We start from the raw sequence: 24,782 nt of genomic DNA, 5'->3' as shown, positions 1-24,782 counted from the left end.
GGGCGAGTGACTATATCGAGAGAGTCCGGGGGAGCCTCGTCAGGAGGCTGAGAGGCCATCAACGCGTTTGCGCGGCATGGCGACCCTTTGAACCTGATCCAGTTGACACTGGCGGAGGGAGGGAGTGCATGGCTTCCACGCAAACTGAATCGACTGGCAACGCAACGGCTTGGCATGGGGCCAATGCGATGCGCGTGCGAATTGTCGGCGCTGGCGTCGCCGGGCTCACCTGCGCCCACGCTTTTGCCGAACGCGGCGCCCAGGTCACTGTAATCGACAGAAAATCCGGTTCGGGGCAGGGGTGTTCCTGGTATGCCGGCGGCATGCTGGCGCCTTGGTGCGAGCGGGAGAGCGCGGAGCCTATCATTGCCGAACTGGGCCATGAATCGTTGGCCTATTGGCGCGAGGCGGTGCCGGATGTGCCCAATGAGGGCTCGCTGGTGCTGGCGCCGCCGCGCGATGTGCCGGATCTGCGCCGTTTCGCGCGTCGGACCGATGGCTTTCAATGGGTTGATGGCTCCCGTATCGGCGAACTTGAACCCGATCTCGACGGGCGCTTCGACCAGGGGCTGTTCTTTCCCACCGAAGCGCATCTGGAGCCGCGCAAGGCGCTTGCCGCCCTGACCCGCCGGCTGGTTCAGGAGTATCGCGTCGCCTTCCGCTTCGAGGCCGATGGGTTGGATGAGGAGCAGCGTCAGCCCGAGGGGGCCGACGGGGCCGACCTCGTGGTCGACTGCCGTGGGCTGGCGGCGCGCGACACCCTCGCCGATCTGCGCGGCGTGAAGGGCGAGATGCTGGTGCTCTATTCCACCGAGGTCAGCCTCAAACGGCCGGTCCGCATGCTGCACCCGCGCATCCCGGTCTATATCGTGCCGCGCGGCGACGGACATTTCATGATCGGCGCCACCTCGATCGAGAATGACGAGCGCGGCCGTGTCACCGGGCGTTCCATGCTGGAGCTGCTGGGCGCGGCCTATGCGCTGCACCCCGCCTTTGGCGAGGCGGAAATCGTCGAGATCGGGGCTGATGTGCGCCCGGCCTTTCCCGACAATCTGCCGCGCCTGCGCAAGCGCGGCGGTACGCTCTATATCAACGGTCTCTACCGGCACGGCTTCCTCGCGGCACCGGCGCTGGCGCGCCGGGCGGCGGAGGTCGCGTTTGACGGGGCGTATTTCCCGGAGGTGATGGATGAAGATCATCGTCAATGGTGAGCCGGCCGACACGGTCGCCGGCACTCTGGCGGGCCTGCTGGCCGAGCTGGAACTGGCCGGCGCCATCGTGGCGACGGCGCTGAATGGTGACATGGTCCGCGCCGCCCGGCGCGAGGCAACCCCTATCGCCGAGGGCGACAGGGTGGAAATTCTCGCCCCTATGCAGGGCGGATGAGAGGAGGCCATCATGGATGCGATGACCCACAACCTGCCGGCTGCGGCGGCCGATCCGGTGACGTTCTACGGCACCGAAGTGACCTCGCGCCTGCTGCTCGGCACGGCGCAATACCCCTCGCCGGCGATCCTCGCGGAGGCGATCCGCGCCTCGGGCACGGAAATCGTCACCGTCTCGCTGCGCCGGGAATCGGGGGCGGCCAAGGCCGGGCAAAGCTTCTGGCAGCTGATCCGCGACCTCGGGGTGAAGGTGCTGCCCAACACCGCCGGATGCCGGACAGTGAAGGAAGCCGTGACCACGGCGGAGATGGCGCGCGAGCTTTTCGGCACCCCCTGGGTGAAGCTCGAGGTGATCGGCGAGGACGACACGCTGCAGCCGGATGTTTTTGGTCTGGTGGAGGCGGCGCGCATCCTCACCCGTGACGGCTTCCAGGTGTTTCCCTACACCACGGAGGACCTAGTGGTGGCGGAGAAGCTGGTTTCCGCCGGCTGCGAGGTGCTGATGCCATGGGGGGCGCCGATCGGCTCCGGGCGTGGGCTGAACAACCCCTATGGGCTGCGCTCGATGCGGGCGCATTTCCCCGGCATTCCGCTCGTGGTGGATGCAGGCGTCGGCCTGCCGTCGCATGCGGCGGCGGCCATGGAACTGGGCTATGACGCGGTGCTCCTGAACACGGCGGTAGCGAAGGCGGGCGATCCCGTCCGCATGGCCCGCGCCTTCGCCGCCGCCATCGCCGCCGGGCGCGAGGCAGTGATCGCCGATCCGATGGAGGTGCGCGACATGGCCGCGCCTTCGACCCCGGTCATGGGCCGGGCCCTTCTTGGTTCCTGATCTCTCAGTGAGTGCGTGATGAAGCTCGATCCGTTCTACCTCATCGTCGACCGTGCCTCATGGCTGCCGCGCCTGCTGCCGCAGGGGGTGAAGCTGGTGCAACTGCGCGCCAAGGAGATGAACGAGGCCGAGCTGCGCCGCGAGATCGCCACGGCGCGCGAGGTCTGCGCCCGCTTCGGCGCCCAGCTCATCGTCAACGACTACTGGAAGCTGGCCATCGAGCTCGGCTGCGATTTCGTCCATCTGGGCCAGGAAGACCTTGCCGAAGCCGACGTGCCGGCGATGCGGCGGGCCGGGCTCAAGCTTGGCATCAGCACGCATGACGAGGCCGAGCTTGAGGCCGCGCTGCTTGCCGGGCCGGACTATATCGCGCTCGGGCCGGTGTACCCGACCATCCTCAAGAAGATGCGCTGGGCGCCGCAAGGGGTGGAGCGGGTGCGCCAGTGGAAGGCGCGGATCGGCGACCTGCCGCTGGTCGGCATTGGCGGGCTCAATCTCGACCGCGCGGCGGGGGTGCGCCAGGCCGGGGCGGACAGCCTCGCCGTCGTCACCGACGTGCTGCTGAACGACAATCCCGAGGCCCGCGCGCGCGAATGGGTGCTGGCCACGCGGTAGAGGGCGCGAGCGCTCGCGCCGGGCCGTGACTTTCTGGTAGACCTGTGGAAACGGGGTGCCGCATGGAACGTCTCGCACGACTGGCGTCCGGCCTTGCCGGACTGGTATTGCTGGCCAGTTCGGCGTGGGCCGGGCAGGGGGCCGAAGCCGAAATCCGCGCCCGGCTCGGCCAATGGACGGAGGCGTTCAACAACGGTGACGCGACCACCGCCTGCGAGCTGTTTTCTCAATCTCTCATCTCGGATTATCGCGGCCAGGGCGAGGCGGGCTACGCGACGCGCTGCGCCTTGATCGAGAAGGCGCTCGGCGATCGCGAGCGCCGCTTCCACTATTCCGCCGACATCAAGGAAGTGATCGTTGAGGGCGACCTCGCCGTTGTCCGCCTGACTTGGACGCTGACCATTTCGCCGGGCGACATAAAGAGCGTCGAGCCGGGGATGGACGTTTTCCGCCGGGAAGACGACGGCCGATGGCGTATCATCCGATACATCGCCTACGAGGAATAGCCGAAGCGGCGGAGGCTGGGTGCGAGGTCCCCTTTACTCCGCCCCCGCCGCCTCGACACCCGCGAAAGAACGCTCCATCTCGCGGCGCAGGCGCACGGCGGGACTGTCCTTCACCTCGACATCGGCCCAGCCGACGATCTCGCCCTCAGCAATGTCGCGGGTGAGCGTCACGTGGTGGGCGAGGCCGATGGGGAGACCGCCCTTGGCAAGCGACGTGGTGGCCGGGAACAGCTTGCCCCAGACGGTGAAGCCGCCTTCGCCGTCCAATGTCTCGCCGCGTTTGAGCGGGCGCTTGGCCACCGCCACCACGTCGGCGTTGAAGGCTTCGGTGACGCCGGTGGGCTCATTTCGTAGCGCCGCCGAGGCGACGCTGACGCCGAGTTCCAGCCCGATCAGGTGATAGGGGCGGTAGAGCGCGGTATAGCGGGCGGAGGCATCCGTCACCACGCCATATTCCTTGAAGCAGCGCCGGGCATAGTCGCCGCGCGCGCTCGGGTCGGCCTCGAAGACCACATAGACGCCCCAGCGCAGGTCGCGGAAAACCGGGCGGCCGTCGCGCTCCAGCGAGGAGACGGTTTCCACCGTGCCGGAATGCTCCAGCAGACCGCCGGCCGCGCGGGGGCGGAGAATAGTGGCGAGGTCGTCGACGCCGCAGGGCGGGAACAGCAGCCCGTCGGAGGGGGCGGTGAGCCCCGCCGCATTGGCGATCGCCGCCATCTCGATGGACGATTTGGTGCCGTCGGCGAAGGAATTGAACATCTGCGCGTTCATGCCGCCTTCCGCCGCCTGCTCAGGCGTGAGGCCGTAAAGGCTCCAGATGGTGTCCGGGGTGGAGCGGTGGAAGCTGGGGAGGTATTTGGTGCCCTTGCCGGCGCAGACCACGTTGAAGCCGCAGGTGCGGGCCCAGTCGACCATCTCGCACACCAGCGCCGGCTGGTCGCCATAGGCCATGGAATAGACGACGCCGGCCTTGCGGGCACGTTCGGCCAGCAGCGGGCCGACCAGAACGTCGGCCTCCACCGTGACCATGACGATGTGGCGGCCCTGCTCGATGGCCATCAGCGCATGGGCCGCGCCGGCGGCGGGGCTGCCGGTGACTTCCACCACGACATCGAGCCCGTCGGCGGCGATCAGCGCCGAGGCGTCCTCGGTCAGCATGGTGCGGCCGGTGCGCAGGGCTTCCGCGAAGGAGGGGGCGAGGACCGCTTCCGTATCCCAGCCGGTGGCCTCCAGCGCGGCGCGGGCGCGCGGCACCGAGAGATCGGCGATGCCGAGCAGGTGCAGGCCGGGCGTGGTGCGCAGCTGCGACAGGAACATGGAGCCGAACTTGCCGGCACCGATGAGGCCGACGCGAACGGGGCGGCCGGCATCGGCGCGGGCCTTGAGCAGGCGGGCAAGATTCATCAGGCGTTTCCTTCCCAGGGTGCGGCCGGGCTTGGCGCCCGGTCCGGTTCTTCGCCTGCCAGCCGGGGCCGGCGGCGCGATGTCAGCCGGCGACGGCGCGGCCCTGGGGGCGGGCTTCTTCCGCCGTCAGCGCCTCGGCGGCGGTGTGCGCGGCCTTGAGGTCGAGAATGCGGTCGGCCAGGGTCGGCGGGGCGCCGGGCACGCGGGAATGGCCGGCGAGCAGTGCGTCGATTGGCGAACCGGGGCCCTCCAGCCGGGCCGTGAGATGAGCGACTCCGGCGGCGATGTCGCTGATGTGCTCGCGCAGCATCGCCGTGTCGGCCGCGCCGTCCGGCGCCTCGGCGGATGGTGGTGTGGCGGATTGGGGTGCGGCGGCCAGCACGGTGAGGTGCTCGATGCGCGCCTGCAGGGCGGCGTGGCCCTCCTGCGCGAGAGCCTGCGCCTCAAGCGCCTTGGCCAGCTCGTCGTTGATCTCTTGGTTGCGGCGCCGCTCGATGGCGAGGCTTTCGCCCGTGGCCCGCACCGTCTCGCGCTCGCTCGCCAGAAGTGCGTTGGCAGAAGTGAGCTGTCGGCCGAGTTCGCCGATGCGGTCCTTGAGCGTGTCGCGCAACGTGGTCAGCGCCACATGCTCGATCTTCAGCTCGTCTTCCCGCGTGCGTGTGTCCTCGAAGGCGTCGCGGGTGCGGGCAAGCTCGCTGCGGGCGTGAAGCAAGGCGGCGCGGGTCTCTTCGAGATGCCGCGTGGTGGTTTCCAGTTCGCCGCGCAGATGGTCGCGATGGGTGGCGACAGTGGCATGTTCGGTCTGCAGCGCGTCGAGGTCGGTCGACAGCCGCTCGACGGCCTCCTGCCGCGTGCGCAGCGCCTCTGCCTGCCGGACGATCTCGCCATATTGCGCGGCGGTGCGGGCCTGCTGGCGCTCCACCTCCATTTCGAGGTGGCGAATGCCGACGGCGAACAGGGCACGCTGCTCGTCCTTGTCGGCCTGCACCTCGGCAATGGAGACCGGAATCGCGCCCTCGATCCGCTTGCGGGTGAGCCGCACCGCCCGCCGCCACACCGCCGGCAGCGTGAGCAATGCCAGCAAGGTCGCGGTCAGGAAGCCGATAGCGGAATACATGATCGCTTCGATCATGCGGCGTTTCTCACCTCAAAGGGTGGCGGGGCGGTCCGGGAAGGACAGCCAGCCAGGGAGCTAACAGGTTACAGATACCAAAACGGCCGGGCTAGCCCGGCCCCACGGCGTCAGGCGGGGCCGTTCAGAAGGGGTTCCACGTCGCGGCGGGGGTGAATTTGAGATAGCCGATATTGGCGCCGAGGCGCACGCCGACACCCGAGCGGATTGGCACCACGACGATATTGTCCGAGGCCAGCGCCGTCATGCCGAAGCCGGCGACGAAATAGGCCGAGCCGGAAATGCCGCCGAAGCGCCGGAAAATGTCGTTGATACCGTTGAGGTTGTACACCAGAATCATGGTGCGGGCGCCGTCGCCGCCGAAGTCCCAGCCGAGCGAGGGGCCCTGCCAGTAGACCTTCAGGTCGCCGGCATTGCGGGTGTAGAGCGTGCCGTCGCCATAGCGCAGGCCGCCGACAAAGGCGCCGGAACCTTCCTGGCCGAGGATGTAACCATTGGGCTGGCCCCACTGGTTGACCGCCTTCTCGATGGACAGAGCGAGGCCGCGCGAGACCTCGCCGAAAAAGCCGTGGCCCTGCTGCACCAGTTCGTCGCTCGAATAGGTACCGGCCTGCTGCGCCTGCGCCTGAGCGGGCGCGGCGAGGAAGGGCAGGGCGCAGAGAAGGGCGAAGGAGGCAAAAAGGGCGCGCAAGGTCGGCATTGGCGGTCTCGCGTTTGATCTCAACAAGCGGAAGAGAGCCCATCGCAGGCCCCGAACCGGACCCGGGCATCCAACTCCCCGAAGGCTATCAATAGCATGGAGTGCGACCAGAGAAAGGCGACATGCCTCCAAAAGCGCAGCTCGCGGCACATGCGCCACAGTTGGGTCGCTCACGTCCCGGCACCGCGGGTGATGAAACCATGGACCCGATAGTCGGCTTCCGTGCGGGCATAGGGCAGGGCGCCGCCATCGGTCCGGCACACGCTGCCGCCGGCGGCCCGCACCACCGCATGGCCGGCGGCGACATCCCATTCGCACACCGTGCCGAAGCGCGGATAAAGATCGGCCCGCCCTTCCGCCACCAGGCCGAATTTCAGCGCCGAACCGCAACTGATCGATTCGGCGATGTCGAGGCCAGCGAGAAAAGCCGTCGTCTCAGGGTCGAGATGCGAGCGGCTGGCGACCGCGATCAGCCCCGTGTGCGGCATCGGCCGGCAGCGAATCGGCGTCCAGGAACCGGGATCGGCGTCGCGCCCGCCAAGGAAGGCGCCCGCCCCGGCCGCCGTGGTGGCGCCGGCATAGAGCTTGTTTACCGCCGGGGCGAGCACGATGCCGAAGCTCGGCACGCCGGCTTCCACCAGGCCGATATTCACCGTGAACTCGCCGCTGGCGCCGATGAATTCGCGGGTGCCGTCGAGCGGGTCGACCAGTAGGAAGGTCTCGGCCGGCGCCTCGCCCCGCCCCTGTGCAACCGCCTCCTCGGCAATGACGGGCACGCCCGGCAGCAGGCGGGCGAGCTCGGCCCGCAGCAGCTCCTCCGCGGCGAGATCGGCGGCGGTGACGGGGCTCTCGTCGCTTTTTTGCGCGCTCGCCATCCCGCCGCCGGCCAGACTTTCGGCGCGGATGCGCAGGATGACCTCGCCCGCCTTCAGGGCCGCGCCTGCAAGGGCGGAAAGCAGGCTGAGATGGGGCGGCAGATGCGGGGGCAGGGAAGACATGGCGCTAGCGTTTCCGGCTTGGAAGGAGAGGGGGCGGGAGGGAGAAACGGTTGGCCTCAATGGGAGCGCGGTGTATCACACCCAGCGATGTCGGCCACACGGGCCGGCTGCATTCTGGGGCGGCCGATTCGCCGCACACTCTCCGCAAGGGACGCGATGACGACCGCCATCGACCTCGACAAGCTCGACCTCGCCGCCCTCCTGTGCTCGCGCGTGTGCCACGACGTGATCAGCCCGGTCGGCGCCATCGTCAACGGGCTCGAAGTGCTGGAGGACGAGGACGACCCGGCGATGAAAAGTTTTGCGCTCGACCTCATCGCAAAGAGCGCCCGGCAGGCCTCCGCCCGGCTGCAATTCGCCCGACTCGCCTTCGGCGCCGCCGGCTCGGCCGGGGCGCAGATTGACACCGGCGAGGCTGAGAAGGTGGCGCGCGGCTTTATCGAGGACGACCGCACCAGCCTGACCTGGCAACTGCCGCGCGTGCTGGCGCCAAAGAACAAGGTGAAGCTGCTGCTGAACCTTCTGGTCGTCGCCACTTCCACCATTCCGCGTGGCGGACGCATCGGCGTGGAAGAGAACGGCACGGGCGAGGAGGGCGGTTTTCGCCTGACCACGCAGGGCAGCCATTCCCGGATTCCCCCGCACCTCGTGTCGCTGCTGGCCGGCGAGGCGCAGGAAGGCGGCTCGGTCGATGCCCACGCCATCCAGCCGCACTATACCGGGCTGCTGGCGCGGGCGACCGGCTATGGCATCAGCCTCGCGCATGAGGGCGACGCGGTGACGATCCTGGTTGCGCGCGGCTGATTCCCGCGCCGTTTGCGCCGCTGGCGACGGGGACGCTTTTCGGCAGCTTCCCGGGAGGGCGTGCGGGAGGTTCAGACGACATTAACGGTATCGGTGGAAACTGACGCTCGCAGGCCGAAAGGTCGGTGTGTCGTGTCCCGTATTGCCGGTCGCCCATGTTCCCCGTCGATTCCCTGCCTGCCGCCCCGCGCGGCCCTGTCTCCCGCGAAGCCGCCCGCATCGCGGCGAGCCTGCGCGCGCCCTCGCAACGTACCGAATTTCCGCGCGAGGAAATTTCCCGTGCCGAATCTTCCCGCGCCGATGCGCCGCAGAGGGAGCGGACCCGCGCCCCGGCGCCGCGCGTGGACATTCTGTCCTTCGCGCAGGGCGGCCTGCGTCTCGCCTTTTCCGCTACCCAGGTGATGGACTCCATGACCGTGAGCGGCGAGCGCTGGGCGCGGCTGCTGGCCATGGCCGACACGGGGACATTGGCGTCGAGCGGCCTGCCGCTGATCGAACTTGCCGCCCGCATGGGCGTTGCCACGCCACGCGCCACCAAAGGCACGCTGCTGCTGGTCGGCACCGGAGGCAAGGTGCGCGCCGCCGTGCTGGTGGAAGGCGAATTGCAGCGCCAGACGGCGGTGGTGGAAACTCTGCCGCCGAGCTGGCGCGAGCGATTCGGCCCCGGCGCCCACATGCTGGAGGGCGTGGCGCTGCTCGCCGACGGCGCACGCGTGGCGATGGTCGACCTGCCGCTCGGCGTGGCGGCAAAGCGCCCGACGCCCGAAGCCGATACGGCGCATCTGTTGGTGCGCGCCGGCCGCGCGCAGATGGAGGCGGTTCGCATCGCCACGCTGCAGAGCGTGACGGCGCTTGAGAAGGTGCCGGGCATCGCGCTGCTGCCCACCGCCGGCCGCCCGTCACGGCGCATGCTGCTGGCCTTTGGCGGCGAAGGTGAAGTGATCGTCGTCGACGAGATTGTCGGCTTGGCGCCGCAGGGACGGATCGAGCGGGTGGGCGGCATGCGCTTTCTCGCCACCACCAGCGGTCGCTACCGGCTGCTGGAGCCGGCGGGTACGCAGGCAACACATTCCACACCGTGTGCCGCGCCGCTGCGCGTGCTGGTGACGGCGCCGCATGGCGCGGCCCGTGCTGCCCTGCGCGACCTCGTCCGATCGATGGGCCATGAGGTGAGGCTGGCCGACGACCCGCGCGCGGCGCGGCTCATGGGCGGGCGCTTCGACGTCATCCTGTTCGATCTCGACGCCTATGGCGCCGTGCGGGAGGACGGCGTCGCCGCCCAGGACCCGGGCCGGCGCATCGGACTTTCCGCAACCCCGCTGCCGCCGCCGCCCGGCTTCCAGGCCGTGGTGCCGGCGCACGAGCCGGTGGCGCTGGTGCTGGCGCTTCTGGAGGGCGAACCGACGCGGTGAGGCTGCGGTGCGCTCATCACAGCTGCGCCATCCGCGCGATACCCATCTGTCTCGCCCGATGCCTACCCGCTAACATGACGGCTTCGCTGGCTCCTGCGCGCAAAGTGGGGGCGGCCTGCGGGATGACTGGATGCACGCGCGGAGATGGCTTCGACTGATGCTGGCGCTGCTCGCGCTGGGCGCCGCTCTGGCGAGCCCGGCGGCGGCGACCCGGGCGATGGCCGCGCCCGCCATATCTTCCTCCGCAATATCTTCCTCAGCCGTGCCTTCGTCCGCCATGCCCTGCCACGAGGCGATGCTCGATCAGGCTCCGCCCTCGCTCCACGGCGTGCCGACGCCCTTGCACCTGTGCTGCGTGCTGAGCCAGAACGTGGCGACACCGTTGTCCGCGCCGGTGCTGCCCATCCCAGTGGCCGCCCGGGTGACACTGGCGCCGCCGGCGGGAGTGCCGTTGGCGGGCCTCGCCCCGCCAATCCCGGTGCGGCCGCCCCGCGTCCTCTGAGCGTCCCGCGCGGCCGGACCGGCCGCTCTCCCACCCTCAGAGGATTTTCAACATGAACCGTCTTATTCGCGCCGGGCTTCTGGCCACCGGCCTTGCCGTCTTCGCGACACCGTCTTTGGCGCAGGACGCGGCGTCACCGCCGTCTTCCGCCCACGGCATGGACCATGGCGCGATGGATCACAGCACTCACACGGGTGCCGCCGCCAGCCCCTCGACGCAGGCATTCGAGGCTGCCAATGCCCGCATGCACAAGGACATGGCGATCCCCTTCACCGGCAACACCGACATCGACTTTGCCCGTGGCATGATCCCCCATCATGAAGGGGCCATCGCCATGGCGCGGGTCGAACTCGAACACGGCAAGGACCCGGAGTTGCGGGCACTGGCGGAGGAGATCATCAAGGCGCAGGAGGGCGAGATCGCCTTCCTCAAGGCCTGGCTGGCCCGAAACGCCAAATAGGCGACGGCAGGGGCTTTTAAAAGAGACGTCATCCCGGACGGCCGAACGGCCGATCCGGGATCGCTCGCACGAGGGGGCAATCGCGACTCTCGCCGTGTGCGGCCGGTAGGACGGCCGGCGAGGGCGCGCCACCACGCCAACCGGACCCGCCAAACAAAAACCCCGCCTTGCGGCGGGGCTCAAGTTTGGGAGGGTTCGACAAACGCGAGAAATCAGGCGGACATGCGGTCCGACTCGTTGCCGGCGTCGCGCAGCACATAGCCGCGGCCCCAGACGGTCTCGATGAAATTGTGCCCCTGCGACGCGTTGGCGAGCTTCTTGCGCAGCTTGCAGATGAACACGTCGATGATCTTCAGCTCCGGCTCATCCATGCCGCCATAGAGATGATTGAGGAACATCTCCTTGGTCAGGGTGGTGCCCTTGCGCAGCGAGAGGAGCTCCAGCATCTGGTACTCCTTGCCGGTCAGGTGAACCCGGTTGGTGGCGACCTCGACCGTCTTGGTGTCGAGATTGACCACCAGATCGCCCGTGGTGATGACCGACTGGGCATGGCCCTTGGACCGGCGCACAATGGCGTGGATGCGGGCCACCAGCTCGTCCTTGTGGAACGGCTTGGTAAGGTAGTCGTCGGCGCCGAAGCCGAGGCCCTTCACCTTGTCCTCGATGCCGGCGAGGCCGGAGAGGATGAGGATCGGCGTCTTCACCTTGGCGACGCGCAGTCCCTTGAGGACGTCATAGCCCGACATGTCGGGCAGATTGAGGTCCAGCAGGATGATGTCGTAATCGTAGAGTTTGCCGAGATCGACGCCCTCTTCCCCGAGATCGGTCGTGTAGACGTTGAAGTTCTCGGACTTAAGCATCAACTCGATGCTTTGCGCGGTCGCGCGGTCGTCCTCGATGAGCAAGACGCGCATGCCAATCCCCTTCCCTCGCCATGGCCCCGGGGGGTTCAGCGCTCAACCGGACTCTTCCAAGCCGAGCGTGACCCCACCCCGCGCCCGGCTCGACACACACCGATTCGTTACTTCGTGAAACAAGGGGTAACAAAAACCGATTCCCGAGCACAAGCGGCGACACGAATTATCTTCGAGTCTTCCCGCAAGAGTTTGTCCGAAAATCGGAATTTCTCATCCCGATCTCTGAAGTTGAATCTTAACAAGTGTGCCTAAGTGAGTCCCTCGACTCCGCTTTCACGGGCGCCGCGACCCCACCGGACGACATCGCGATCATTAATGAGCCCGGTAAACAAATCGTTTCGATCCGGAGGGCTTGTGACGCTTTCCCCGGCCCCCGCTACCTTTTCAGCAAAAAGAGTAAGGAAGCGGCAACATCTGTTGGCGAAAATGCCCCTGCCGCGGCGTGATGGCGGCACGTGACGACCGCCTTGTCGCGCCCATCGGGGAAGCGGGCGGACGACGGAACGGAGTAAGCCGACCATGAAGTCGCTCGACACCCTCATCCGCCTCAAGCGGTTCCAGGCGGAAGAAAAGCGCCGCCATCTGGCGCAGATCGAGACCATGATCGCGGAGTTCGGCCGCATGTCGCGCGATCTCGAACGCGAGATCGACGCCGAGGAGCAGCGCTCGGGCATTACCGACACCCAGCATTTCGCCTACTCGACCTATGCCCGCGCCGCCGCGACCCGTCGCGACAATATGCGCCGCTCCGCCGACGAGCTGAAAGGCCAGCTCAGCGAGGCGCGCCTTGCCCATGACGAGGCGCTGGACGAGTTGAAGAAGATGGAGGCGCTCGGCGAGCGCGAGCGCGTCGAGGCGCCGGTCGAGATGGCGCCGCGCAATATCGCCGGCCGCGCCCGCGCCGTGCTTGGCGCCTGAGACGGATCAGTCGGCCTCTATGACAGGCACATGCGGCGCCGCCGCGCGCGCCAGCAGCCCCGTGAGCCGGGGATCGTCGACGATCTCCACCGCGCTCGCATAGGGGCGGAAACCCGCCTTGAGGTAGAAATTCAGCGCCCCCTGCTTGTCATGGGTGCAGGTGTGGACATGCACACGTCGCGGCTGGCGCGCCCACGCCAGAGCCAGCGCCCGGTTCATCATGAAACGCCCGGCGCCGCTGCCCACCATGTCAGGCACCAGCCCGACAAAGGCGAGCTCGATCTCGCCCGGCACGCGGCAATCGAGCTCGATATAGCCGACCTCCACGCCGTCCTTGCGCAGCACCAGCACATCCACCTCCGGGTCATCGAGGATGGCGGCGAGTCCCGCGTCGACCATCGCCAGTCGCGAGAACCACAGCCAGTCCTCGCCGACGCGGCGAAACAGGGCGCGGTACCAGCCCGGCGCGGGTGCGTGCTGCCGCTCCAGCGTCAGGCCCTCGCTGGCCCGCTCCGGCAAAGGCGGTGGCGGGCCGGTCATTTCCAGCATCGTCACCACGGCCGCGATCTTGCCGGGCGGCAGCGGCGTATAGCCATCGAGATTGAGGACAAGCGGGGCAGCGGGGTCGGTCATTCCAGGGGGTATCCGGTGAGGCGTGCCCCCGTTCTAGCGCCAATCCCCCGTTCGCCGCCATGGGGAGGCCGCGCGACCCCGTTCGGCGTCGGGCGGGGTTCACAGCGGCGAATTTTCGGATATCTTGCGGATAATTCCATTTAGTACATCTAATGAGAGTGAATTCATGACGGTCGCCGTCACCATCGATCAGGTCGGCAAGAGCTTCGGCAACGGTGCGCCGGCGCTTTCCAACGTGTCGCTGGATGTGAAACCCAGCGAGCTGGTGGCGCTTCTGGGGCCTTCCGGCTCCGGCAAGACCACGCTGCTGCGCATCGTCGCCGGGCTGGAGCAGCCGAGCCATGGCCGGGTGCTGTTCGACGGGCATGACGCGCTCTCGGTGCCTGTGCGACGGCGCGGCATCGGCTTCGTTTTCCAGAACTATGCGCTGTTCCGCCATATGACGGTGGCCGAGAATGTCGCCTTCGGCCTGCGCTCGCGCCCGCGCGCCGAGCGGCCCTCCGAAGCCGAGATCCGCTCGCGCGTGGCCGATCTTCTCGCGCTGGTGCAACTGGAGAGCTTTGGCGGGCGTTTCCCGGCGCAGCTTTCCGGCGGCCAGCGCCAGCGCGTGGCGCTCGCCCGTGCGCTCGCCATCGAGCCCAAGGTGCTCCTGCTGGACGAGCCCTTCGGGGCGCTCGATGCGCTGGTGCGCAAGGAACTGCGCCGCTGGCTGCGCGAACTGCACGACCGGACCGGCCACACCACGCTGTTCGTCACCCACGACCAGGAAGAGGCGCTGGAACTCGCCGACCGGGTGGTGGTCATGGGCAAGGGCAAGATCGAGCAGATCGGCACGCCGGACGATGTGTATGACCGGCCGGAAACCGCCGCCGTGTTCGGCTTCATGGGCGAATCAAGCCGCATCGAGGTCGACGTGAAGAACGGCGTCGCGCTTGCCGGTTCCACCGCCATCGCGGCGGCGACCCTGGCGGTGCCGGACGGGCCGGGCCTGCTCTATGTGCGTCCGCACGACGTGACGCTGGGCCTGCACGGCACGGCGGGGCTGAAGGGGCAGGTGCGCGCCTTCCGCCGCCACGGCGCTATCCGCCGCGTCGAGATCGCGGTCGGCACCGCCGTCCTGGAGGCCGACATCGCCCCCACCGTGCGGGTGCCAATCGGCGAGAAGGTTGCGGTGCGGCTCGACCGCGCCCGCCTCTTCGCCTCCGATGGCCCGGGCGTCGACACCAAGGCTCCGCCGGCCCACCAGCCGGGCGATTACGCGATCTGAAGAACTTCAGCGCCGCTCCAGCTTCCACACGTCCTCCACCACCGGCTCCTTGCCGCGAATGCCGCCCTTGAGAGGGTGCTTTTCCAGCAGCGAGGGATGGTAGGGCGCGCCATAGAGCCGGCGCACCTCGTGCTCATCGACGGCGAAGGGCGGGCCGACGGTGAGGCTCTGGTCGTAGTCGAAGGTGATCAGCAACTGCCGGGCGCTGTGCGTGAGATGCACGAGATGGCCGGCATAGCGTTCGCGCATGGCCTCCGGCAGGGCGACCAGCGCGGCGCGGTCATAAATGGCGTCGACAGGCCCCAGCACGTCGCGCGTGAGGTCGAAGATGTCGCCGACGAAGACGGTGATTCCCTCCGCCGCGAAGCGCTCCAGCGGGCCGATCTCGGAAATCTCGGGCGCGACGCCGAGTTCGGTGAACAACTGCTCGACGGCGAGGCGGCTCAGCTCCGCCCCGGCGACTGTGAAGCCGTGGGCCAGAAGCCAGTGCAGATCATGGCTCTTGCCACAGAGCGGCACGAACACCCGCGCGCCGGGGTGGACGCCGAGTGCCGAAAAATGGCGGACCAGCAAGGGGTTGGCCGCGCCCTCGTGAAAGGCGATCTCGTTCGCTTCCCATTGCTTGTGCCAGAAATCGGGGTCCATGGCGGTAGCTTCCTCTTGTGCCGGTGGCGTCATAGGGAGCCGGGCAGACGCCCATTTATGTCACTGCTGTGTCCGGCGGATGAAGGCGCCGAAGGCGCGCGGGCCGTCGGCGACAGGGATCGTCTCCACCACTTTCAGCGTCGCGCTGTCGATGATCTCCAGCGTGTTGGCCTCCCAGCAGGCGACGGTGACGAAGGCGCCGTCGCCGCTGGCCGCGATGCCCTCGGGATAGTCTCCGACCGGAATGGCCGCGAGTTTTTCCAGCGTCTGCGTGTCGAACACGGTGACGGTGGAATCATACTGGTCGGTGACGAAGGCGCGGCCCTGAGCCAGCGCCACCGCATAGGGGCGTTCGCCGACCTTTACCGTCGCCACCACCTTGCGCGCGGCAAGATCGATGATGCTGACGTCGTTCGAGGCAACATTGGCGGTGTAGGCACGGGTGCCCGCCGCGTCGACGGTGATGCCGAAGGGGCGGGCCCCGACGGGGATGGAGGCGAGGCGGGTGAGGGTGGCGGTGTCGATCAGGCTCACCGCGTCGGAATCGCGGTCGGCGGAGAGAAGCAGCGCGCCATCCGGCGTCACCGCGAGGCCGGAGGGGGACTGGCCCACCTTCACCTCGCCGGTGACGGCGCCGGTTGCGGCATCAACCGCGAGGATGCGGTGCTGGTACCAGTCGGCGACATAGGCCGGGCTGCCGGAAGGGTGGACGGCGACGCCGAGCGGCCCGTCGCCGAGGTTGACGCGGTGGGTCACGGTGCGGGTCGTGGCGTCGACAATGCTCAGCGCCTTGCCGTCGGGCGAGGTGACGAAGGCGCGGGCGCCATCCGGGCTCACCGCGATGCCGGCCGGCTTGCCGGGGATCGGCAGGGTGGCGACGACCTTGCGGGTGGCGAGATCGACGATGGAGAGGGTTTCCGCCGGCTGCGAGGTGACGAAGGCCTCATCCGCATGGGTGGGCGGGGCGAGGAAGAAGAGGACGCTGGCCGCGAGTACGGGCAGAAACCGCCGCCATGCGGCCGTCACCCCGGACGACCGAAGGTCGATCCGGAATCGCGTTGAGGCCTCGGGCGATCCTGGCGCACGCTGGTGCGCGGCCGGGATGATGCCGGGCGGGAGGGAAGGCCCTGCGGGGCGCCAGGTCCCCTCACCCCAGCCCTCTCCCCGTCGGGGAGAGGGCGCGAGGCGCGTTCGCATCGGTGCCGACGCCGTCACGGCTCAGCTGCCGCCCTCGATCTGCTTCTTCAGCTCGCCGAGCCCGGCCTTGTAGAGGCCCGTGACCGCGTTGACGGCGGCTTCGTCGTTCAGCTCCGGCGGCGGGTCGTTGTTGGGGTAGCCGCGATAGAAGGCGCCGCGCCACTCTACCTCGGACTTTGCCCCGCCATCGGCCGGGGTGACGATGAGCCAGGACGAGTAGTTCGTCACCGGCAGCACCGCGACGTCGACCTTCTCGATCCGGTACATCAGGGTCATCTTTTCCGGCTCGAACTTGGCGACCTCTTCCTCGACGGTGGCGCCGTTCTTCAGGGTGAGGGTGCGCTTGGCGCCCGGGGCGTTGCCGCCGGTGCCCTCGGTCTTGGCGACCACCGGAATCCAGCCACCATCCTGGAAATTGGACACTACGGCCCACACCTTGTCCGGCGGGGCGTTGATCTCGATTTTTTCGGAAATCTTCTGGCGGGTCGGGCCGTGGGCGCCCGCCACACCGAGGGTGGCCAGCATGGAGGTTGCGGCCAGCGCCGCAGTCAACAGTTCAAGCTTCATCGTTTCCATCCCGGAACAGGGTTCATTCCGGACTTTTGCGTCCGTTGCCCCGCAGTCTAGGGAGGGATTCGGCGTTCGTGAACTCTCTTGCGTGTGGAAAATTTCCCGGGTCGAATTCTTTTGGGCTGTTACGAGAATTCTTTGAGAATCTTAAGAAACGCCGCGCCGAAGGCTTCGAGCTTGGCGGCGCCGACGCCCTTGACGCCGGCCAGCTCGGTGCGGCTGCGTGGGTGCTCCACCGCCATCTCCTCCAGCGTCTTGTCGGCGAAGACGACATAGGCCGGCACGTTGCGCTCCTTGGCGAGATCACGGCGCAGCGCCTTGAGCTTGCCGAGCAGCGCCGCCTCGGCCGGAGCCAGTTCAGCCCCGCTGTCGGAGCGGGCGAAACGCTCGCGCGAACGCTTCACCGGGGCGCGCAGGGTGAAGGTGCGGGTGCCGCCGAGCACGGCGAGGCCGATCTCGGTGAGGGTGAGCGCGCCGAAGCGCGTCGGGTCCGCGTGCAGCGCGCCGGTTGCGACGAGCTGGCGCAGCAGCGCCCGCCATTCGGTGGCCGGCTTGTCGCCACCGGCGCCGAAATCGGCGAGCTTGTCATGGCCGCGCCCGCAGATCTGGTCGGTGCGCTGGCCGGTGACGACGCTGGCGAGATAGGCGGCGCCGAAGCGCTCGCCGGTGGCGCGCACGAGCCGCAGCACCAGCTGGGCGTCGGCGCTGGCGTCGATCACCTTGGGCGGGTCGCGACAGACATCGCAGGCGCCGCAGGCCTTGGCCCGCTCGCCGAAATAGCCGAGCAGCACGGCGCGCCGGCAGGTGACGGCCTCGCAGAAGCCGACCATGGCGTCGAGCCGGCGGGCCTCCACCATCTTGCGCTCGGGCGGCGAGGGCTCCTCGTCGAGGAAGCGGCGGCGGGTGGCGATGTCGCCGGCGGAATAGAGCAGCAGCGCTTCCGCCGGCTGGCCGTCGCGGCCGGCGCGGCCGATCTCCTGATAGTAGGATTCCAGCGTGCCCGGCGCATCGGCGTGCAGCACATAGCGCACATCCGACTTGTCGATGCCCATGCCGAAGGCGACGGTGGCAACCATTACCACCCCGTCCTCGGCCAGAAAGGTTTCCTGATTGGCGGCGCGCGCCTCCGGGCTCATGCCGGCATGGTAGGGCAGGGCGCGGATGCCCGCAGCGGAGAGCCGCTCGGCGGTCTCGTCCACCTTCTTGCGCGAGATGCGGTAGATGATGCCGGCCATGCCGGGGCGGGCGCGCACATAGCTTTCGATCTGCCGCGCCGGGTCCTTCTTGTCCTCGACGGCGATGAAGATGTTGGGCCGGTCGAAGCCGGAGACGAAGACGCGCGCCTGCCCGCCGAACAGCCGCTCGACAATGTCGTCGCGGGTCGCCTTGTCGGCGGTGGCGGTCATCGCCACCAGCGGCAGCCCGGGGAACATCTCGCGCAGCCGGCCGAGGCCGAGATATTCGTTGCGGAAGGAATGGCCCCATTGCGAGATGCAATGCGCCTCGTCCACCGCCACCAGCCCGAGGCTGAAGCGGGAGAGGGCGGCGAGCATGCGCTCGGTCAGCAGCCGCTCGGGGGCGAGATAGAGCAGGCGTACCTCGCCCGCCGCCACCCGCCGCCAGATCGCGACATTTTCCTCGCGCGGCTTGCCGGAATGGATCGCCTCGGCGGCCACCCCCTGCAGCTTCAGCGCGTTCACCTGATCGTCCATCAGCGCGATGAGCGGCGAGACGACGATGGAGAGCCCGCCCTTCACCAGCGCGGGCAGTTGGTAGCACAGCGACTTGCCGGCGCCTGTGGGCATTACGGCAAGCGTCGGCACACCGGCGAGGATCGAATCCACAACTTCCTGCTGGCCCGGCCGGAAACGGTCGAAGCCGAACACCTCGGCCAGCCGCGCCCGCTTCGCCTCCTCGATGTGAGGCGGCAGGATGCCGTGCGATGAGGTGACGGGAATGTTCATTCCGCGCGTATTCGTCCGGTTAGGCGGGCATGGCGGCGCCGCAGGTCTTGATAGCGGTCGCGCGGGCGGAAATGGTGGTGCCGCGCGGCCGGCGGATTCGTTTGTCCCGGAAGCGGTGACGAGAGAATCACGTCCGAGAGAATCACTTGCGATGAGCCTCGAACTTACTCTTGGTTTAACCCTCGCGGCGCTGCTGTTCGAGGCCGCCTTCGGCTATCCCTCGTTTTTGCTCGCCCGGATCGGCCATCCGGTGACGTGGATCGGTCGCCTGATCGGCTGGCTCGACCGCCATGTCAACCGCGACGCTGCCGCCCCCCGCGAGCGGCGCCTCGCCGGGATGGGGGCGCTGATCCTCATCATAGCAGTGAGTGGCGGGGCGGGGCTGCTGGTGCAGGGCCTCGCGATGAGAGTGCCGTTCGTCGGCCTGCTGCTCGCCGCGCTGGCGGGTTCCAGCCTGCTGGCCCAGCGCAGCCTGTACCAGTTCGTCGGCGCCGTGGCGGAGGGGTTGGAGACCAGCCTTGAGGAGGGACGGCGGGCGGTTTCCCACATCGTCGGGCGCGACCCGGACAAGCTCGACGAGGCCGGGGTGGCGCGGGCGGCGATCGAGAGCCTCGCCGAGAACTATTCGGACGGCGTGGTGGCGCCCGCTTTGTGGATGGCGGTTGCCGGGCTGCCGGGGGCGGCGATCTACAAAGGCGTGAACACCGCCGACAGCATGATCGGCCATCGCGATGCGCGGCACCTCTATTTCGGTTGGGCGGCGGCGCGCTTCGACGACCTGATTAACCTGCCGGCCTCGCGCCTTTCCGGCGCGCTGATCGTGATCGGGGCGCTGTTCGTGCGCGGGGCCTCGCCGTGGCGGGCCATCACCGCGATACGGCGCGACGCGGCGCGCCACCGCTCGCCCAATGCCGGCTGGCCGGAGGCGGCGATGGCCGGGGCGCTCGGCATCGCCATTGCCGGGCCGCGCCATTATGGCGGCACGCTCTCGGTGGACGGGCTGATGGGCGAGGGCGGGCGCTATGAGTGCACGGCCAAGGATATCCGCCGGGCGCTGGCGCTCTACCGCGCGGCGGATGCGGTAATGGTGGGGCTGGTGGCGGTGCTCGCGCTGGTCGTGTGGGGGTGGTGAGGGCTAGCGCGCCAGTTTGAGCAGCCGATCCAGGTCGACATGCCGCTCCAGATGCGCGGCGAGGGCGTCGAGAGTTGATTCCACGCCGGCGTCGTAGTCGAGCCCGCTGGGCGGCGCGCCGAGCGTCGTGAGCCAGTGCGCGCGCTGGCGGTCGTCGGCGAACAGGCCGTGCGCATAGGTGCCCATCACGCGTCCGTCCGGCGATATCGCGCCCTCTTCGCCTGCGCCGTCGATCGCACAGAAGGGCCGGGCGCGGCCGGGGCCTTCGGTCACGCCCATATGCATCTCATAGCCGGAAAACGGCACGCCGCCGGCGGTGCCGGTGACGGCCACCAGCCGCTTTTCGCCCGAGAGCACCGTGTCGACAGCGAGCAGGCCGAGGCCGGGCACGGTCGAGGGCGGGCCTTCCACCCCTTCCGGGTCGGCCAGCGTGCGCCCCAGCATCTGGTAGCCGCCGCACAGGCCGAGCACCCGTCCGCCGCGCCTGATATGGGCGAGAAGGTCGATGTCCCAGCCCTCGCGCCTGAAATCGGCGAGGTCGGCAATGGTGGATTTCGAGCCGGGCAGCAGCACCAGCGCCGCATCGGCCGGGAGCGGCGTGCCGGGGCGCACGCGCACCACCTCCACGCCGGGCTCGGCCTCCAGCGGGTCGAGATCGTCGAAATTGGCGATGCGCGGAAGCAGCGGCACGGCAATGCGGATTCTCGCGCCGGGCTTTGGCAGGGCGGCGGCGTCAAGCGCCAGCGCGTCTTCCGCCGGCAGGCGACGGGCCTCGGGAAAGAAGGGGATGAGGCCGAGCGCCTCCCAGCCGGTACGGGAGGCGATCGCGCTCATGCCGTCGGCGAACAGCGCCGGGTCGCCGCGAAAGCGGTTGACCAGGAAGCCGACGATCATCGCCGCGTCGTCCACCGGCAGCACGGTCCTGGTGCCGACCAGGCTGGCGATGACGCCGCCCCGGTCGATATCGCCGATGAGGATAACCGGCATATTCGCCACGCGGGCAAAACCCATATTGGCGATGTCGTTGGCGCGCAGATTGATTTCGGAGGCAGAGCCCGCGCCTTCCACCAGCACGAGGTCGGCCTCGCCGCGGAGGATGCCGTAGCTTTCCAGCACAGCGGCCATGAGGCCGGGCTTGAGTTTCTGATAGTCGGCCGCCTTCGCAGTGCCCTGCGCGCGACCCTGCACCACCACCTGCGAACCGATATCGCTTTGCGGTTTCAGCAGCACCGGGTTCATGTGGACCGAAGGGGCCACCCGGGCGGCGCGGGCCTGCAGCGCCTGCGCGCGGCCGATCTCGCCGCCGTCTGACGTGACGGCGGCGTTGTTCGACATGTTCTGCGGCTTGAAGGGGCGGACGCTCAGCCCGCGCAGCGTGAAGGCGCGGGCGAGGCCGGCGACGATCAGCGACTTGCCGACATCCGAGCCGGTGCCCTGGAACATCAGGCCGAGGGGCGCGCGACGGGGAGGGCTCATAGGCTCCTCCCTGACGACCCATCACAGCGGTCATGGCCGGGCTTGGCCCGGCCATCCACGCCTTTGATCGGCGCGAAGACGGCGCGGATCCCCGGGTCAAGCCCGGGGATGACGATGGTAAATGGGAAGGCGCGTGGGAGATTCCGGAAAGTCGTGGATCCCCGGGTCGAGCCCGGGGATGACGGCGTGCCGGCGCCTAGCCGCGCCGTGCTTCCAGATAATCCACGCGGCGCTCCAGATTGACCTCGCGCACCATGCCGGGAATGAGGAACAGGTCGATGATCTGCCCGATGCCGAGCAGGCCGACGGTCAGCAGCCAGAGCGCACCCGTCCAGTAGCGGCCGGTATAGAAACGCTGGATGCCGCAAACGCCAATCAGGCCAAAGCACCAGAAAAGATAGGCGATGGGGGTGGAACGCATCGAAGCGTTTCTCCATGAAAGCACCACGCCGCAACACTCGGCGTCCAACATCACATAAGAATGTCGAAGCGGAATTGCGAGATCGCCCGCTGCAATTTCTTGCAGTTTCTTGCTGGCCGCGCATCAGAACTCGATGCCCTTCTGCGCCTTCACCCCGGCTTTGAAATGGTGCTTGACGAGGCCCATCTCGGTGACGAGGTCGGCGGCCTCGATCAGTTCCGCCTTGGCGTTGCGGCCGGTGACGACGATGTGCAACCCCTCGCGGCGGGCGCTGAGCGCCGCCACCACCTCGGTGAGCGGGAGATACTCATAGCGCAGGGCGATGTTCAGCTCGTCGAGGATGAGCAGGCCGATATGCGGGTCGTCCATCATCTCGCGCACCTTATCCCAGGCGCGGCGGGCGGCCGCGATGTCGCGGGCGAGGTCCTGCGTCTCCCAGGTGAAGCCCTCGCCCATGGAATGCCATTCCACGCGCGGCCCGAAACTCTCCAGCGCGGTGCGCTCGCCCGATTGCCAGGCGCCCTTGATGAACTGCACCACGCCGACCTTGGCCCCGTCCGGCTGGCCGAGCGTGCGCAAGGCGAGGCCGAAGGCGGCGGTCGACTTGCCCTTGCCGGGGCCGGTGTGGACGATGAGCAGGCCCTTCTCGACGGATTTCGCCGCCACTTCCGCGTCCTGCACCGCCTTGCGCTTTTCCATCTTGGCGCGGTGGCGGGCGGCTTCTTCGGGGGAAATATCGCTCATAGGGCGCTTCCTTTCACGAACAGCGGCAGGCCGGCCACCATGAAGACCACGCTGTCGGCGCGGGCCGCGACCTGCTGGTTGAGCCGGCCCTGCGCGTCGCGGAAGCGGCGGGCCAGCGCGTTGTCCGGCACGATGGACAGCCCGACCTCATTGGAAACGGCAATCACCGGCCCGTCATGGCTTGCCAGCGCCTCCACCATGGCGGCGCTCTCCGTTGCCAGATCGGCCTCCGCCAGCAGGCGGTTGGAAAGCCAGAGGGTCAGGCAATCCACCAGCACCGGCCGGCCGGGGGGCAGCGCCTTCAGCGTGGCGGCAAGGTCATGAGGGGCGTCCAGCGTCTGCCAGCCGGCGGCGCGACGGGCACGATGCTGAGCGATGCGCTCTTCCATCTCGCTATCCCACGCCTGCGCGGTGGCAATGTAGCTCCAGGGCGAGGGGCGTTGCGCGAGAAGGGTTTCGGCGTGCAGGCTCTTGCCGGAGCGGGCGCCGCCAAGCACAAGCGTCAGTGCCATGGGGCACCGGCAAAGGCCGGGCGATGCGTCGTCATCCCAAGAGGCTCCCCAATATCTGCCCAAGCGCTACCGGCGCCGATCCGGCGAGCGGCGGACTATAGCCGGGGAGGACAGCCGGGCAACCGCCCGCCAGGGTCAGCTCGGTTTGACATTGCCGGCCAAGCCTCCTTAAGTGGCCGCGACCGTCGGTTTCCTCCCGCCAGGGAGGGACGAAGAGGGAATGCGGTGCGGGGCATGCTTAGGGCCCCAATTCCGCGGCTGCCCCCGCAACTGTGAGCGGCGAGCCTCAGCCGGAAGCCACTGGAGATTCTCTCCGGGAAGGCGGCGACGAGGCAGCGACCCGCGAGCCAGGAGACCTGCCGGTGGTCCGGTCGTACGTGCCGGCGGGGTGCCCGGCAGACAGGCAGAGCCGTGCTCAGGCGCGCGGCTTCGCGCGGGAATTCCTTTCCGCGACCGACGCATCCCGCGAATCCGTTGCTCGTGGAGATGCCCTATGTCCGTCGCCGATTCCCATCCCGCCGCGCTCGACCGTGTGCCCTGCACCATCGTCACCGGCTTTCTCGGCTCGGGAAAGACCACCCTCATCCGCCATGTGCTGGAGAATGCCGGGGGACGGCGCCTCGCGGTGATCGTCAACGAGTTCGGCGATGTCGGCATCGATGGCGAGATCCTGAAGGGCTGCGGCGTCGAATCCTGCCCGGAGGAGAACATCGTCGAGCTGGCCAATGGCTGCATCTGCTGCACCGTGGCGGATGATTTCGTGCCCGCGCTCGACGCCATCCTCGCGCTGGAGCCGAAGGTCGACCACATCCTGATCGAGACCTCCGGCCTCGCACTGCCCAAGCCTTTGGTGCAGGCGTTCCACTGGCCAGCGATCAAGAGCCGGGTGACGGTGGACGGGGTGGTCGCGGTGGTGGATGGCGAGGCGCTGGCCTCCGGCCGCGTCGCCCACGACCATGACGCGCTGGCGGCGCAACGCGCGGCCGATGACAGCCTCGACCATGACGACCCGATCGAGGAAGTGTTCGACGACCAGATCGCCTGCGCCGATCTCGTCCTCCTTACCAAGGCTGACCTGATCGACGCCGCCGCGCAGGCGAAGGCTCGCGCCGCGCTCGACGCCGAGCTGCCCAAGGGGGTGCGGGTGGTGAGCGTGACCGACGGGCGGATCGACCCGGCAATCCTGATGGGCCTCGGCGTCGGCACCGAGAACGACATCGAGAACCGCAAGACCCATCACGATGACGAGCTCGACCACGACCATGACGATTTCGACAGCTTCGTCGTCGATGTCCCGGAGATCACCGACCCTGCCGAGTTCGCCGCCCGGGTGGCGCGGGCGGCGGACGAGGCCGACGTGCTGCGGGTGAAGGGGTTTTTGCCCGTCGCCGGCAAGAAGATGCGGCTGCTGGTGCAGGCGGTGGGCCCGCGCGTGGCGCATCATTTCGACCGGCCCTGGGGCACGGGCGCCCGCACCGGCCGCCTCGTCGCCATCGGCCTGAAGGGGCTGGACCGGGCGAAGGTGGAGGCGATCCTCGCCGGGGAGAGCGTGGCGGCGTGAGCCTCCCGTCATCCCGGACGGCCGCGAGGCCGATCCGGGATCGCCAGCCGGCATGAACGGCAACCGATCCCGGCT

At 68.5% G+C, this 24,782-nt stretch carries 27 protein-coding genes and 2 riboswitches; of the genes, 13 read left to right on the top strand and 14 right to left on the bottom strand.

Annotated features, from left to right (window positions below):
- Positions 1 to 17 precede the first annotated feature (17 nt).
- Positions 18 to 138, top strand: a riboswitch (TPP riboswitch).
- 50 nt (positions 139 to 188) lie between these two features.
- The 5 genes from thiO to EV667_RS15370 all read left to right on the top strand — a co-directional run bounded on the left by thiO (position 189) and on the right by EV667_RS15370 (position 3,338).
- Positions 189 to 1,211, top strand: a complete 1,023-nt coding sequence (gene thiO / locus EV667_RS15390) for a glycine oxidase ThiO (protein ID WP_131836171.1) — start codon at positions 189 to 191, stop codon at positions 1,209 to 1,211.
- Complete coding sequence (gene thiS, locus EV667_RS15385; protein ID WP_131836170.1) at positions 1,189 to 1,386, top strand: sulfur carrier protein ThiS; 198 nt, start codon at positions 1,189 to 1,191, stop codon at positions 1,384 to 1,386. Before thiO ends, thiS begins: the two co-directional genes overlap by 23 nt.
- 21 nt (positions 1,387 to 1,407) lie before the next feature.
- Entirely contained in the window at positions 1,408 to 2,217 is an 810-nt protein-coding gene (locus EV667_RS15380; protein ID WP_207907778.1) for a thiazole synthase, read from the top strand.
- An 18-nt stretch (positions 2,218 to 2,235) separates the two neighbouring features.
- Positions 2,236 to 2,832 (top strand): thiamine phosphate synthase, encoded by a 597-nt coding sequence (locus EV667_RS15375; RefSeq protein WP_131836168.1) that lies wholly within the window; start codon positions 2,236 to 2,238, stop codon positions 2,830 to 2,832.
- Between the two features lie 62 nt (positions 2,833 to 2,894).
- Entirely contained in the window at positions 2,895 to 3,338 is a 444-nt protein-coding gene (locus tag EV667_RS15370; RefSeq protein WP_131836167.1) for a YybH family protein, read from the top strand.
- A 33-nt stretch (positions 3,339 to 3,371) separates the two neighbouring features.
- On the opposite strand, the gene EV667_RS15365 is transcribed toward EV667_RS15370, so the two are convergent.
- The 4 genes from EV667_RS15365 to EV667_RS15350 all read right to left on the bottom strand — a co-directional run bounded on the left by EV667_RS15365 (position 3,372) and on the right by EV667_RS15350 (position 7,572).
- Positions 3,372 to 4,742: an NAD(P)H-dependent oxidoreductase gene (locus EV667_RS15365; protein WP_131836166.1), complete on the bottom strand. Its 1,371-nt coding sequence runs from the start codon at positions 4,740 to 4,742 to the stop codon at positions 3,372 to 3,374.
- An 82-nt stretch (positions 4,743 to 4,824) separates the two neighbouring features.
- Entirely contained in the window at positions 4,825 to 5,874 is a 1,050-nt protein-coding gene (locus tag EV667_RS15360; RefSeq protein ID WP_131836165.1) for a coiled-coil domain-containing protein, read from the bottom strand.
- Positions 5,875 to 5,998: 124 nt separating this feature from the next.
- Positions 5,999 to 6,574 (bottom strand): DUF1134 domain-containing protein, encoded by a 576-nt coding sequence (locus EV667_RS15355; protein ID WP_131836164.1) that lies wholly within the window; start codon positions 6,572 to 6,574, stop codon positions 5,999 to 6,001.
- Positions 6,575 to 6,744: 170 nt separating this feature from the next.
- The gene (locus EV667_RS15350; protein ID WP_131836163.1) at positions 6,745 to 7,572 is read right to left on the bottom strand and encodes a 3'(2'),5'-bisphosphate nucleotidase CysQ family protein; all 828 of its coding nucleotides are present in this window, start codon (positions 7,570 to 7,572) and stop codon (positions 6,745 to 6,747) included.
- Between the two features lie 156 nt (positions 7,573 to 7,728).
- Here EV667_RS15350 and chpT point away from each other — a divergent pair, with 156 nt between their 5' ends.
- From chpT to copM, 4 genes are all read left to right on the top strand, one after another.
- On the top strand, positions 7,729 to 8,376 hold the full coding sequence (gene chpT, locus EV667_RS15345; protein ID WP_131836162.1) for a histidine phosphotransferase ChpT: 648 nt from the start codon (positions 7,729 to 7,731) through the stop codon (positions 8,374 to 8,376).
- 155 nt (positions 8,377 to 8,531) lie between these two features.
- Positions 8,532 to 9,788 carry a CheW domain-containing protein gene (locus EV667_RS15340; protein ID WP_131836161.1) on the top strand — a complete coding sequence of 419 codons (1,257 nt, stop codon included), beginning with the start codon at positions 8,532 to 8,534 and terminating at the stop codon, positions 9,786 to 9,788.
- Positions 9,789 to 9,945: 157 nt separating this feature from the next.
- On the top strand, positions 9,946 to 10,290 hold the full coding sequence (locus tag EV667_RS15335) for a hypothetical protein (protein ID WP_245516166.1): 345 nt from the start codon (positions 9,946 to 9,948) through the stop codon (positions 10,288 to 10,290).
- A gap of 52 nt (positions 10,291 to 10,342) precedes the next feature.
- Positions 10,343 to 10,750, top strand: coding sequence for a CopM family metallochaperone (gene copM / locus EV667_RS15330; RefSeq protein WP_131836159.1), 408 nt, complete (start codon positions 10,343 to 10,345; stop codon positions 10,748 to 10,750).
- A 212-nt stretch (positions 10,751 to 10,962) separates the two neighbouring features.
- Here the strand turns inward: copM and ctrA are convergent, their stop codons facing one another.
- Positions 10,963 to 11,664 carry a response regulator transcription factor CtrA gene (gene ctrA / locus EV667_RS15325; protein WP_131836158.1) on the bottom strand — a complete coding sequence of 234 codons (702 nt, stop codon included), beginning with the start codon at positions 11,662 to 11,664 and terminating at the stop codon, positions 10,963 to 10,965.
- Positions 11,665 to 12,186: 522 nt separating this feature from the next.
- On the opposite strand from ctrA, the gene EV667_RS15320 reads away from it, so the two are divergent.
- Entirely contained in the window at positions 12,187 to 12,585 is a 399-nt protein-coding gene (locus EV667_RS15320) for a flagellar export protein FliJ (protein ID WP_131836157.1), read from the top strand.
- Positions 12,586 to 12,591: 6 nt separating this feature from the next.
- Here EV667_RS15320 and EV667_RS15315 read toward each other — a convergent pair whose 3' ends face one another.
- Entirely contained in the window at positions 12,592 to 13,218 is a 627-nt protein-coding gene (locus EV667_RS15315) for a GNAT family N-acetyltransferase (protein ID WP_131836156.1), read from the bottom strand.
- A 166-nt stretch (positions 13,219 to 13,384) separates the two neighbouring features.
- Between EV667_RS15315 and EV667_RS15310 the strand changes: the two genes are divergently transcribed.
- Positions 13,385 to 14,485 (top strand): sulfate/molybdate ABC transporter ATP-binding protein, encoded by a 1,101-nt coding sequence (locus EV667_RS15310; protein WP_131836155.1) that lies wholly within the window; start codon positions 13,385 to 13,387, stop codon positions 14,483 to 14,485.
- Positions 14,486 to 14,491: 6 nt separating this feature from the next.
- Here EV667_RS15310 and tmpT read toward each other — a convergent pair whose 3' ends face one another.
- The 4 genes from tmpT to recQ form a co-directional block, all read right to left on the bottom strand.
- Complete coding sequence (gene tmpT, locus EV667_RS15305; RefSeq protein WP_131836154.1) at positions 14,492 to 15,130, bottom strand: thiopurine S-methyltransferase; 639 nt, start codon at positions 15,128 to 15,130, stop codon at positions 14,492 to 14,494.
- A gap of 60 nt (positions 15,131 to 15,190) precedes the next feature.
- A complete protein-coding gene (locus tag EV667_RS15300) occupies positions 15,191 to 16,156 on the bottom strand; it encodes a YVTN family beta-propeller repeat protein (RefSeq protein ID WP_425359034.1) in 966 nt (321 codons plus the stop codon).
- Between the two features lie 192 nt (positions 16,157 to 16,348).
- Positions 16,349 to 16,894, bottom strand: coding sequence for an SRPBCC family protein (locus tag EV667_RS15295; protein ID WP_131836153.1), 546 nt, complete (start codon positions 16,892 to 16,894; stop codon positions 16,349 to 16,351).
- 128 nt (positions 16,895 to 17,022) lie between these two features.
- Positions 17,023 to 18,861 (bottom strand): DNA helicase RecQ, encoded by a 1,839-nt coding sequence (gene recQ / locus EV667_RS15290; RefSeq protein ID WP_131836152.1) that lies wholly within the window; start codon positions 18,859 to 18,861, stop codon positions 17,023 to 17,025.
- A 151-nt stretch (positions 18,862 to 19,012) separates the two neighbouring features.
- Between recQ and cbiB the strand changes: the two genes are divergently transcribed.
- Complete coding sequence (gene cbiB, locus EV667_RS15285; RefSeq protein WP_131836151.1) at positions 19,013 to 19,993, top strand: adenosylcobinamide-phosphate synthase CbiB; 981 nt, start codon at positions 19,013 to 19,015, stop codon at positions 19,991 to 19,993.
- A 3-nt stretch (positions 19,994 to 19,996) separates the two neighbouring features.
- On the opposite strand, the gene EV667_RS15280 is transcribed toward cbiB, so the two are convergent.
- From EV667_RS15280 to cobU, 4 genes are all read right to left on the bottom strand, one after another.
- A complete protein-coding gene (locus tag EV667_RS15280) occupies positions 19,997 to 21,436 on the bottom strand; it encodes a cobyric acid synthase (RefSeq protein WP_207907777.1) in 1,440 nt (479 codons plus the stop codon).
- A gap of 229 nt (positions 21,437 to 21,665) precedes the next feature.
- Positions 21,666 to 21,890, bottom strand: a complete 225-nt coding sequence (locus tag EV667_RS15275; protein WP_131836149.1) for an NINE protein — start codon at positions 21,888 to 21,890, stop codon at positions 21,666 to 21,668.
- Between the two features lie 123 nt (positions 21,891 to 22,013).
- Positions 22,014 to 22,634, bottom strand: coding sequence for a cob(I)yrinic acid a,c-diamide adenosyltransferase (gene cobO / locus EV667_RS15270; RefSeq protein ID WP_131836148.1), 621 nt, complete (start codon positions 22,632 to 22,634; stop codon positions 22,014 to 22,016).
- The gene (gene cobU / locus EV667_RS15265) at positions 22,631 to 23,146 is read right to left on the bottom strand and encodes a bifunctional adenosylcobinamide kinase/adenosylcobinamide-phosphate guanylyltransferase (RefSeq protein ID WP_131836147.1); all 516 of its coding nucleotides are present in this window, start codon (positions 23,144 to 23,146) and stop codon (positions 22,631 to 22,633) included. Before cobU ends, cobO begins: the two co-directional genes overlap by 4 nt.
- 169 nt (positions 23,147 to 23,315) lie before the next feature.
- Positions 23,316 to 23,524: riboswitch (cobalamin riboswitch) on the top strand.
- Positions 23,525 to 23,639: 115 nt separating this feature from the next.
- Between cobU and cobW the strand changes: the two genes are divergently transcribed.
- Positions 23,640 to 24,707, top strand: a complete 1,068-nt coding sequence (gene cobW / locus EV667_RS15260) for a cobalamin biosynthesis protein CobW (RefSeq protein WP_131836146.1) — start codon at positions 23,640 to 23,642, stop codon at positions 24,705 to 24,707.
- Positions 24,708 to 24,782: the final 75 nt, after the last annotated feature.

The organism is Ancylobacter aquaticus, from assembly GCF_004339465.1.
Taxonomy (GTDB): Bacteria; Pseudomonadota; Alphaproteobacteria; order Rhizobiales; family Xanthobacteraceae; genus Ancylobacter; species Ancylobacter aquaticus.
Note: the sequence above shows the minus strand (reverse complement) of the source record. Positions and strands in the feature narration are given on the sequence as shown.